3 protein-coding genes are annotated in these 13,206 nt (G+C 35.2%); 2 read left to right on the forward strand and 1 reads right to left on the reverse strand.

The genetic code is table 11. The features are described from left to right. The first annotated feature begins 82 nt into the window (after nucleotides 1-82). A complete protein-coding gene (locus tag QM512_RS00480) occupies nucleotides 83-10,933 on the forward strand; it encodes an MBG domain-containing protein (RefSeq protein ID WP_282805611.1) in 10,851 nt (3,616 codons plus the stop codon). 145 nt (nucleotides 10,934-11,078) lie between these two features. Continuing rightward, nucleotides 11,079-12,257, forward strand: a complete 1,179-nt coding sequence (locus tag QM512_RS00485) for an acetate/propionate family kinase (RefSeq protein WP_282805612.1) — start codon at nucleotides 11,079-11,081, stop codon at nucleotides 12,255-12,257. Nucleotides 12,258-12,300: 43 nt separating this feature from the next. Here the strand turns inward: QM512_RS00485 and QM512_RS00490 are convergent, their stop codons facing one another. Next, nucleotides 12,301-13,197, reverse strand: a complete 897-nt coding sequence (locus QM512_RS00490) for a mechanosensitive ion channel family protein (protein ID WP_282805613.1) — start codon at nucleotides 13,195-13,197, stop codon at nucleotides 12,301-12,303. Nucleotides 13,198-13,206: the final 9 nt, after the last annotated feature.

The raw sequence follows: 13,206 nt of genomic DNA on the forward strand, positions 1-13,206 counted from the left end.
TGTTATATATTAATAGAATTGATAACATTTTAGAGTTAAAATATATTTAATTAAAGGGGTTATTTTAAGGAGCCTGAGGCGCATGTTATTCAATAAACCTGACTTAGATACAAAACAAAGATTCAGTATAAGGAAGTTAACTATTGGAACGTGTTCTGTGCTATTATCAACTTTATTTTTAGAGTTAAATAATAGTGAAGTAGTTCATGCCGATACTTTACCTAATAATATACAAGATCGAGCTGTTCAAGTTGAGAAAAAGGACAATCTAAAAGATCAAGATATTGATGTTAGTCAATCTAAAAATAGTAATTCTACACTTGTTATAAATAATGATGCACAAAAGCTGGGTTATAGTTCAGCTAATGAAAATAAGAGCGTAGAGCAAAAGTCTAATAAAACTGAGAAGAATACTGCATCTACTACTCAAAATAGTAATCAGAAGATTACACCTGTTCAATCTTCAGGCGATGAGTCTACTAACCAAAAGGCTGAAACTTCAAAGTCTGTTACAACTCAAACTAAAGGTGAAGCAAATTCTGTAATCTCCCAAAATGATGTTACAGATAAGGAGCAGACGGCGAATACGCTTGATGTAGCTAAAACTACTTCTGATAAGGCTACCCTTCAAGAAATAAAGCCTACCAAAGTTACTTCTTCTGATTCTGCTGAAGATCAAAAGAAAGAGGTTCATACTCAAGATAAGACTGTCTATGAGGGTACAACTTTAACTGCTAAAGATTTAGTTACTAACAGTGCCGATTTTCCAAAAGATACTACATTCGAATATGTTGATAATAGTGAGCCTAATTGGAATCAAGTAGGGACATACAATGTTAAAATTGCAGCAACTTATCCAGTTTCTGTGAATGGACAGCAAGATACTATCGTAACTGATCCAGCTACTTCTAAAGTTATTGTTACTAATCAAATGCAGTTTACAATTACTTACTGGGATGATACGGAAAATAAACAGATTGTTCAATTTGATATAAAAAATCCTGCTAACGGTGGATATAGTAATGATCTTAAGTTTCCAGAGGGCGTAAATCTAGGAACATATCAATCTGTTGGAGTCAGTGAAGTACCAGCTGGGGTAACCTTCAATGGTAGTTTTAATGTACCGTTCACAAAGCCAGATTGTAATTGGACAGTCCCGAATTATAAATGGACATCTGAGGCAGCTTCTTCATTATTTGATGCAAATATTGTTATTCACTTAGTTCATAAAACTCAAAATGTAACCGATACTGATCCAAAAGCACAAGAAACTAGAACTATAACAGTAAATTATGTTAAGACTAAAGTTAATGAAGACGGTACTTATACCGAAGATGGGAACGCCTTTACTTCTGCAGTCTTAGATGTTTATTATACTCGCCAAGCTACAAAAGATTTGGCAACTGGAGATATTACCTATGGTCCATGGCAATGGAATACTAAAAAAGGCGATAGCAATACTCCTGGCTACCGTGTAGTTTCTGGTACTTGGACTAACTTACCACAGGAATGGGCTAATGTAACTGCAGATGTACCAACCTTGACTGGGTATACAGCTTATACTGGTGGCCCTGCTTCAAACACTGATAAAATTCCAGCTAATCAATTTGTCTTTCCTAGCTGGAATGGCAGTACTACTGATGTTTCTAAAGATTCGACTGCATATACTACAGCTGCATCTCTTTATGAAGCTCAACCCGTTCACACTATTTTCTATGTTCCAAATAAAACCGAAACTAGAACAGTAACTGCTAAATTTACGATTGCTGGTGGTGATAAGGATGGTCAATCCTTTGCGCCAGATGCACAAATTCAAGTCTTTTATGATCAAACTGGTACAATTGATCCTACAACCGATAAAGTTGTCTATAGTGGCAATTGGCAATGGGACAAAAGTAAGGGAGATACGGCAAATTTAGGTTTCCATATGATTTCTGGAAATTGGAATTTTCAAAACGGTGGACAATTTACTGTTACTCCTCCTAATGGTGGTAGTGACTATGTCATAGCAAATATTAATTCTACTGGTACATATACTACTATCAACTTTGCTAATCCAAATTATAATTCAAATACCGTCTTTACTACTAACAATGCTTCTCAATGGTATGCTCGTAATGAAGTGACAACTTACTATGTACCTAAATCATTAGTAGAAAAAACAGTCAATCGTGTAATTAACATCACGCTACCTAATAATCCAGGGACCCCATCAATTACTCAAACTATAACACAATCAGCTACGATTACTAGACCTGTGAAAGTAAATGCTGATGACAGTGGTGTAGTGTTTGATGGCTTTACTGGAAGTGGGTGGACCACAAGTGAATGGCCACGATGTAACACTATACCCTCAATTAACCCTTATACGAGAATTATTAAACAAATAGTTACTAATCCTGATGGTACAACTACTGAAACTACATTAAATATTATTTCTCCTAGACCTATTCCAAGCCAGAAAGTTACTGGCGATACTCTTCCGACCGTAATAAACGTAACTTTTACGGCAACGGCAACGGCAACTTTGTCCGGTGAAAACCAATCAACATATACTGGTAATCAAATTACTGTTAATGACCTTAATAATGGAGATGGTGATGATCCAATTATGGCCGAAATTAGAGGGCCAATTGATACGATATCTTCCTTAGAGGCAGGGTGGGTTGAATTTTCATCTGATAATGGTAAAACTTGGTCTCTTGACATGCCAACTAATGTTGGTACTTACGAATTGCGTTGGACTGATCAGGGAAAAGAAGCAATTATACAGCAATGTGGTAATAATAGTATTAAATGGACCGATGACGATGGCAATTCAACTTTTACTGGTACTGCTACTTATATTATTACTCCAGCATCAGCAACTTCTACTTTAAGCAATCAGACATCAGGAAACTATACCAAGGTTTACGACGCTCAACCTACTACTAGTATTGATCCTTCAAAATTAAAATTTACTACTTACTTTGACAATCGCGAAGTTGTTTTAAATACGACTGGACTTACTAGTGATAGCTATGAGTGGGTAGATGCAAGCGGAAATCCGATCAGTAATCCTGAAAATGTCGGCACTTACTATATCAAGCTTAAAGATAGTGCATTGGCTACTTTACAAAAGGATAATCCTAATTTCACTTTAACTAATACGGGATTAGCTGTTTATACCATTACTCAAGCTCAAGCAGGCGGTGTATTGGGTGGCGCTAATTCACGTCTATACAACGGTCAAAGTATTACAACTGCTGAAGTAAATAGTAATGGTCAAATTAGAGTAACAGTAAACTTCCCAGGTGTTACTGATGCTAACGAGACTTATATTCTTAAAGATGGTGACTACACTTGGAATAGTGGTTCGGCACCAAGTAACGTTGGCTCCTACACAATTACTTTGACACCTACTGGTATTTCTAATATTGAAAAGTACATTCTTAGTTTAGCAGGCTATGGTCAAAATAATACTTCAAATGTAGTATTTGCGGATAATGCCTTTACTGGAAGTGCTAATTACGATATTGCCAAGGCTCAAGCCACTGCGACAATTGGTGGCAATTACGAGCGCTCATATAATGGTCAAGTTATTCAGGGGACAACGGTCTATGGAAAAATTACCTGGACTGCTCATGATACAACCAATGATGTTGATTTCACTTTAAATCATGATCTGTCTGCTAATGATTATGCTTGGTACACCAAGAGTGGGGATCAATATGTCAAATTTGAGGGTCAACCAGTTAATGTTGGTACTTACTACTTGATTTTGAACAAGGATTATATTGATAAATTAAATAAAGAAAATCCAAATTATAACTTTACTGATATTAATGGTGCCTTCACTTATGTAATTAATAAGGCAACGGCAACTCTTAATATTTCTGGTAGCCAAAGTAATAAATATAATGGTCAACCTGTCACGATTGACTACAAGAATTTCCCATTATCTATTACAACTAATAATGGAGTAACTATCGATCTTCCAGAAAATGTAAACTTAAGTGCTGATGATATTGTAATTACTAATACAGCAGGAGAAGTAGTTTCACAACCAACTGCTATTGGCACTTATACGATTTCCTTAACTGATAATGGTTTGAAGAAATTTGAATCACAAACTGACAATTATTATTGGAATAAGGCTGGTTTTGGTACTTTGTCAATTACTAGAAATGCCAATGTTTCAGTAGCTATTTCTGGTAATGAAAATATTGTTTACACTGGCTCTACAGCTGTTATTGATCCAGCCAACTTTAAGATTGAATTGGGTAACGGTCTAACTTATCAGTTACAAGCTGGTGATTTACAGTTTGTTAATACTACAGCAGGTGCTAATACCAACGTGGGCACTTATGAGGTTGAATTATCTGACCAGGGTCGTGCAAATATTGCCGAAGTTCAGGCTGATAACTATGGCTATGACTTTAGTAAGGCTGGCTTTGGAACAGTAACTATTACTAAAGCTATTCCAAGTGCATCCTTCAGAGGAACGGCTGAAAAGATTTATGATGGAACGCCAATAAATGGTTATATTCCAATAGTTACAATTACAGCTCCTGGAAACAATTCACTAACTTTAACCACTGGTGATTTTGAATGGGTTAAGGATGGAAAAACTTATACCACTGCGCCAAGTGACGTAGGTACTTATACAGTTCAATTAACACAAACAGGAATTGATAAAGTTAAAGCAGTAAATGCTAATAATTTAGACTGGTCAAATGTTCAAGTTGCTGGTAGTGGTACATATATCATTAAACCAGCGAATGCTTTAATTACTTTACCAAATACTAGTGCTCAAACTATTACTTGGACAGGTAAACCAGCAACCATTAATCCAGCTGACTTTATTCCAGAAATCACCACCAATAATCCAAATGAAGGGACAATTACTTTACCAAGCGCTTTGCAATTAACTGCAAGTGATTACGAATTCTTACAAGATGGGAAGGTAATTTCTGCACCAAGTGAGATTGGAACTTACCAAGTTCGTTTAACACAAGCAGGCTGGCAAAAGGTTCAAGATTCGATTACTGGAAACACCAACTACACTTGGAACTATCAAGGTGAAGGTAATTATCATATCGAAAAGGCAACGGCAACTATTACTCTTGAAGGTTCAGGCTCAACAATTTATACCGGCAATCCAGTAGTAATTCCAAATACCAATGGAGTTGTTAATGGTATTAGTGTGAAATTATCAAATGGCCAAACCTACTCATTAAAGCCTGAAGATCTTGAATTTGTAGATAGCCAAGGTAATCAAGTTGCTGTGCCAACTAATGCTGGCAGTTACAAGGTAAAATTAACTAATACGGCTTTAGGTCAAATTCGGAATCTTGAAAGTAATCATTATAACTATACTTACAATAATGATGCCGTAGCCTTTACAGTTGAAAAAGCTACGGCAGAAGTTGGGGTGATTGGTACTCAAAATAGTACTTATACAGGTAAGGTAGTGGACTTAAGCACTGGTAATTTCCAAGTTGTAATTATTACTAACAATGGGCAACCATTGAATTACAACCTACAAGCTGGTGACTTAATGACGACTGTTTCAGCTCCAACTGATGCTGCTAATTATGATGTATACTTGTCTGATCAAGGTAAAAAGCATTTAGAAGCTATTAATAGTAACTATGATTGGACATTTACTAATACACCAGCATTATTAAACATTACTCCTGCAGAATTAACGGTAGGAATTGTGGGAACTGCTTCAAGTGTATACGATGGCACTCCAGTTAAAATTACTAATCAAGATCAAATGAAGAATCTAAAACTTCGTTGGGGTGGCTATGATAGTGCGCCTGACGGAGTGAAGTTTACTCTTCAACCGTCAGATGTAGTAATTAATGGTGGAGCTGACGCAATTGAAACTGGTAAATATTCAATCACGTTGAGTGTAGCAGCCATTAAACGTTTGAACCAAGAGAATCCAAATTATGATATTACTCAGTCAACTAAAGATTTGGCTCAATACATTATTTATGCTCGTAAAGGACGCATTACCTTAAGTGGAACTCAAACTACGCCATATGGTCGTCAAGTGGTAATTGATCCAACTAAATTTACAATTGCTTTAACTGATACTATGAATGGGAAAGATATTCTTTATCCAACACCATTATCAGTAGGTGATTTACAATTTAAGGATACTCAATATTCTGATAATAATTTACCAACGCAGGTAGGTAATTATGAGTTAGTGCCAACTCAAAAACTTTATAATGCTTTAAAAGAATATTATCCAAATTATGATTTTGGTGATAGTAAATCAGAAGAATTTGCTGCAACTAACGGTACTATAAGTAACGGAAATTCAGATATTACTTCTGATTCCGACAATACAGATGTTGATAAGCAACATACAAAAGGCGCTAACTACATAATTACGCCAGTTGATGCTTATATTTCTTTAAATGGTAGTGAAAGTGTTCGTTATACTGGTGAGGATCAGCCAATTGATTACAGTAAGTACTCTATTTCAATTTCAGGATTAGTTAATGGGGATGACTATAGCTATACTTTACAAGCTGGTGATCTTGAATTTGTAGGAACTACGCCAAATGAAGTTGGTAATTATCAAGTTAAGTTAACTAAACAAGCACTTGAAAACATTAGAAAATTAAATAGTTTGGATTACAACTGGTTACTTTCAGATGATGCCAATACAGCACCATTTGATGTAATTCAAATGCCTGTAACCATTACTGTAAGTGATAAAGCTACTGTGGTGCCGACTATTATTTACGGTGAAGCTACTACTTTAAATCCAAATGATTACACGATTAGTGTTGAAACAGCTGACGATAAAACTTTATCCTATACTCCTGCTGCCGGTGACTTACAATTTGAAAATGGAACTCCAACTAGCGTAGGCACATTTGAGGTTATCCTTTCTAACCAAGGATTGCAGAATATTGAAAAGCACTTTGGAACAAAGAATTACACTTATACTTCAACAGGCAATGGGAACTTTATTATTAAAAAAGCTTCTGCGGGAATTAAGATCGTTTCAAATGGTTTAGATAGTATGATTTATAATGGTGAATCAGCTAACTTGAATGTAGATAATTATAAGTTAGAAATCAGCACTAATAATGGTCAAACTATTAATATTCCATTAGCTGCAGGTGATTTAGTCTTTAGTGCTGGCTCAAATCCAGTAGATGCAGGCAGTTATAACGTTACTTTAAGTCAAAAGGCTCTTGATAAGATTAAACAAGACTATCCAAATTATGATTGGAGTAATCCTGTTGCGGGTACTTACACCATTAATAAAGCTAGTGCTGATGTAACTACTTCAGGTTCATATGAAGTGGTTTACAATGGTCAAACTCCTGTAATTAATATTGATAAGATTACTAATAACATCGCAACTAACAATGGCGTAAATCTTGTAGCACCTACTTTAGCTGCTGATGACTATGAGTGGGTTGATGAAACTGGTAGAATAATTGTTAACCCAATAAATGTAGGTACTTATTACTTAAAGCTTAAGGAATCTAGTCAAAGTAAAATTGCTACAAACAATAATTACATTTGGAGTTTCAATGGTTTAGCTAGTGTCACAATTAGTAAAGCGAATGCAACAATTAGCTTTAATGGTAATCAAGAAACTCCTTATACAGGAAGTACAGTTGCATTAGATCTTGATAAATTTGAAGTTAAACTTTCTAATGGTCAAACTTATGACTTAACTGATAAAGATATTCAAGTTGCTGGAAATCCAGTAAATGTAGGTACGTATCAAGTTGAATTAAGTCAAGTTGGTATTGATGCTATCAAAGTAGCTGATAGTAACTACAACTACAGCTATGACGGCAGTCAGGGATTATTAGTAATTATTCCTGCTAAGACGAATGCAACAATAAGTGGCTCTCAAACTACTCAAGACTTAAAACTTGATCCGCATAATTACTCAGTTGTTGTAGTGTTAAATGGACAACAACAAACTATTACTGGATTAACAGCAAGTGATTTTGTATTCAGTAAAGATGGTCATCCAGCTCAATTAACTGAAGCTGGGACTTATGATGTCGAGCTTAGTGGAGATGTAATCAATAAGATTCGTCATGAAAATCCAAATTACAATATTGACTTCAGTTCCACAGCAATATTTACTTTGGAAAATAGTAGCCAAACTATTAACTACGTGGATGCCGATAATAATGTAATTAGTTCAGTTAATATTGATGGTCATATAAAAGGAACAAAACTTCCGTTTACTCCTGAAATTCCAGTAGGTTGGGTAGCAAGTGATCCAAGTGATGTACCTACTGAAATCATTGTTGATAATGGGACTACTTTAATTATGATTAAACATGGAACAACTAATGTTGATCATAATAATCCAGTTCCAGAAGGTGAAAAGACACCAACGGGTAAAGAAATTGATGGAGCTCATGAAAGTGAGTTGAACCAAGCAATTACTCGTACGATCAATGTAATTAACCCAGATGGAAGTAAGAGTACAGAAGTTCAAACTGCGAAGATCTACCGTGACGCAAGTTACGATGATGTAACAGGCCAAGTAACTTATGGAGAATGGTCAACTGCAAGCTGGAAAGAATTTATTCCAGCAGAAGTGAAAGGCTACACTGCAAGTGAAGAAGAAATTCCAGCAGTTGAAGTTAAGAATGGTCAAAAAGATGAGACTATTGAAGTTACTTACACAGCGAATGAACAAAGCGGTATTATTTCTTACCAAGACAAAGAAGGCAACGAAATAAGGACCAGTCCGCTTAGCGGAAAGACTGGAGAAGCAGTAGCAGTTAAACCAGAAATTCCAGCAGGCTGGCAGCTAGTACCAAGTCAAGAAGTTCCAAAGACTGTTACAGCAACAGCCGAAGGTATTCCAACTGTGGTAATTCAGGTTGAACATGGAACAACCAATGTTGATCATAATAATCCAGTTCCAGAAGGTGAAAAGACACCAACAGGTAAAGAAATTGATGGAGCTCATGAAAGTGAGTTGAACCAAGCAATTACTCGTACGATCAATGTAATTAACCCAGATGGAACTAAGAGTACAGAAGTTCAAATTGCGAAGATTTACCGTGACGCAAGTTACGATGATGTAACAGGCCAAGTAACTTATGGAGAATGGTCAACTGCAAGCTGGAAAGAATTTATTCCAACAGAAGTGAAAGGCTACACTGCAAGTGAAGAAGTAATTCCAGCAGTTGAAGTTAAGAATGGTCAAAAAGATGAGACTATTGAAGTTATTTACACAGCGAATGAACAAAGCGGTATTATTTCTTACCAAGACAAAGAAGGCAACGAAATAAGTACCAGTCTGCTTAGCGGAAAGACTGGAGAAGCAGTAGCAGTTAAACCAGAAATTCCAGCAGGTTGGCAGCTAGTACCAAGTCAAGAAGTTCCCAAGACTGTTATAGCAACAGCCGAAGGTATTCCAACTGTGGTAATTCAGGTTGAACATGGAACAACCAATGTTGATCATAATAATCCAATTCCAGAAGGTGAAAAGACACCAACGGGTAAAGAAATTGATGGAGCTCATGAAAGTGAGTTGAACCAAGCAATTACTCGTACGATCAATGTAATTAACCCAGATGGAAGTAAGAGTACAGAAGTTCAAACTGCGAAGATCTACCGTGACGCAAGTTACGATGATGTAACAGGCCAAGTAACTTATGGAGAATGGTCAACTGCAAGCTGGAAAGAATTTATTCCAGCAGAAGTGAAAGGCTACACTGCAAGTGAAGAAGTAATTCCAGCAGTTGAAGTTAAGAATGGTCAAAAAGATGAGACTATTGAAGTTACTTACGCAGCGAATGAACAAAGCGGTATTATTTCTTACCAAGACAAAGAAGGCAACGAAATAAGTACCAGTCTGCTTAGCGGAAAGACTGGAGAAGCAGTAGCAGTTAAACCAGAAATTCCAGCAGGTTGGCAGCTAGTACCAAGTCAAGAAGTTCCCAAGACTGTTACAGCAACAGCCGAAGGTATTCCAACTGTGGTAATCCACGTTGAGGCTTCAAGTATTATTGTTACTCCAGAAACACCTGAAAAAGATATTCCAAAAGGGAAAGTACCTGGTAATCCAAGTAGTACGTATCCTGAAATGGAAGAACTTGAAGTATCACCAACTCGTACAATCATTCTTGTGAAACCAGATGATAGCAGAGAAAACATTATTCAAAAGGTAATCTTTACTAGAACTGCTACATTCAATGAAGTAACTGGCGAAGTAACGTATAGTGCATGGAAATTAAGTGATTCTGGCGAGCATGAAGCTATTTGGGCAGCTTATGCACCAATGAGTATTTCAGGATACACGGTTATGAATGTAAACCAAGAAAATGTCACTCCGGATACAGCTAATGTTCAGATAGAAATTACCTATACTCCAATTAATCATCCTGTAGTAACTGCCACTCAAACTATTCGTTTTGTTGATGAAAAAGATAAATTAGTTGAGAGTAAAGTCTACACTGGAAAACTTGGTAAAGTTATTGCTATTAGCTTATCAGTTCCTAAAGGTTACAGTTTGAGTAATGATCAATCATTACCAACACAAATTACAATTGAAAACGGTACAATAACTATCAAGGTAATATCAGAAAATAAACATTCTATTCCTAACTCTGATAACAAACAGAAACCTTCTTTAAGACCAAATGCTCCTAGTGTTCATACTCATATTGATAGAAATAATTTATCTTCAAAAGACAGTAAAGTTATTAAGTCTCATGAAGTAAAATCAGTAGCTACTAACCATGTTGCTATTAATCAAAAAGCTACAAGAAAGGATGCAAATGCTTCTTCACGGACTTATAGTGAAAGTAGACATATGCTTCCACAAACTGGAGCACATTCTGAAAATCCAATTTTTGCAGCTTTAGGTATGTTAGCAGCAAGTTTAGGATTATTTGGTTTAAGTGATCGGAGAAAGAAAAAAGATAAAAATTAAAGTGTGAGAGTAACGAAAGAAGCAAGCTAATGTAGCTTGCTTCTTTTTTATATGTTATATAGTACCTTTCACTTATCTTTGAAAGCGCTATACTAAAAATGAAAGATATTTATATAAGTTTAAAAAGATTCCGAGGTTATAGCATATGAAAAAAGTTTTAGCAATTAATTCTGGAAGTTCATCCTTTAAATATAAATTATTTTCTTTTCCTAATGAAAAAGTACTGGCTTCAGGAATAGCTGATAGAGTTGGAAAAGAGAATGCTGTTTTTAAAATTAAGTTAAGTAGTGGACAAGAGTATATAAAGAATATGCCTATTCATAATCAAGAAGAGGCAGTTAAATTATTAATTGAATATTTAAAAAAATTTCACGTAGTTGATGATCTACGAGAAATTAGTGGTGTTGGTCACAGAGTAGTGAATGGAGGAGAAATTTTTAAAAATTCAGTTCATGTTAAAGAAAAAGAATTAGAAGAAATATTTAATCTTGGAGAATTAGCACCTCTTCATAATATTTCTGAAGCAAAAGGTATCAAAGCTTTCATGAATATTATTCCTAATGTGCCCCAAGTTGCAGTTTTTGATACCTCATATCATCAAACTTTGGATAAAGTTCATTATTTGTATTCGATACCCTATGAATATTATGAAGATTATGGGATTAGGAAATATGGAGCACACGGGATTTCAGTTTCTTATGTTGTGCTTCGAGCAGCAAAAATGATTAAAAAAAATCCTAACTTGGTTAATTTCATTATTTGTCATTTAGGATCTGGAGCATCTGTTACTGCAATAAAACATGGAAAATCTTTCGATACTTCTATGGGACTTAGTCCTCTTACTGGAGTAACTATGGGAACTAGAAGTGGTGATATTGATCCAGCTGTGTTGCAATATTTAATGCATAAAACAGGAATGAATATTGATAAAGTAATTGAAGTTTTGAATTATAAATCAGGATTACTAGGTATTTCAGGTATATCCTCTGATATGAGAGATTTAATTGAAAGTAAAGATAAGCGAGCAAAACTAGCTCGAAAGATATTTATTAACCGTGTTGTTCAATATGTGGGTGCCTACGTAGCCGAATTAAACGGAGTTGATGCAATTATATTTACTGGTGGAGTAGGAGAACATGATTTTGGAATTAGGGCTGGAATCATGTCATCATTAAAATATTTAGGTCTTTATCCTGACTTTAAAGCTAATCAAACTGATAGAGAGAAATTTATTTCTAAACCTAGTTCTAAAGTAAAAGCTCTTATTGTTCCTACAAATGAAGAATTGATGATTGCACGGGAGGTAGTTCGTGTTTTGCAATAAAAAAAGATTAAATAGTTAGATCTATGTCTAACTATTTAATCTTTTAAGAAGTAGAGGTATTTTCCTGCTTTGTCGGTACAGTGCTAAACTTAATATTTTGATGATTAAATTCTTTTATATATGCACTAAGATAGGCGTTTTTAACTGTATTTTGACTATTAGCGATTACTTGGAAATGAATTTGGTAAATAATACTTGATCCTGTTTGATTGATAATACCGATGATTTGTGGCCCTTTTTTGATTTGATTTTTAAACTTATCTTTTAGAGCAGCATTTACAGTATTAATTGCATGGTTAACATCACTAAGATTATTTTCAACAGATAGGTTTAAATTGATATTCATACTCCATCCCGAATGCGAACCATGAGTTAAATTTTCAACAACAGTAATAGTTCTATTAGGAATATAAATAACTGCACCATTAGAAGTTTTAAGGCGTGTGTTGCGTAATGTGAAAGAAAGAACTGTTCCGGTATAAGTGCCGATTTTTACTGTATCTCCAATATTGTATTCTCCTTCGCTAAGGATGTTCATTCCAGTTATTACATCACTAACTAAACCTTGAGCTCCCATACCTAAGGCTAGAGAAACCAGCCCCACACTGGCAAGAAGAGTGCCAACAGGAATACCCATCAAAGTTAAAACACTATATAAATAAAATAAAAGGACTGTGTACTGAAAAAGCGCAAGTCCAAGCTGGGCTAAAGTTTTTTTTCGGCCCGTCATATGCTCTTGAAACTTAGGATTTTTAAGTAAATATCTTGTTAATAAGTGTTTCCCTATATGCCAAATTAGAAAGAAAATTATTGTAGTAAATATAATTTGACTACCACGATGTAAGAGCGTATGAAATACAGTATTCCAGTTAATAATAGAATCAATATTGTTAGTTTTTTTAGTTGTAGAAGTTCCTTTTAAAATGGTTGACCAGTTCAAATCGTCATC

This window comes from Lactobacillus isalae, assembly GCF_947539375.1.
In the GTDB taxonomy this organism is placed as follows: Bacteria; Bacillota; Bacilli; order Lactobacillales; family Lactobacillaceae; genus Lactobacillus; species Lactobacillus isalae.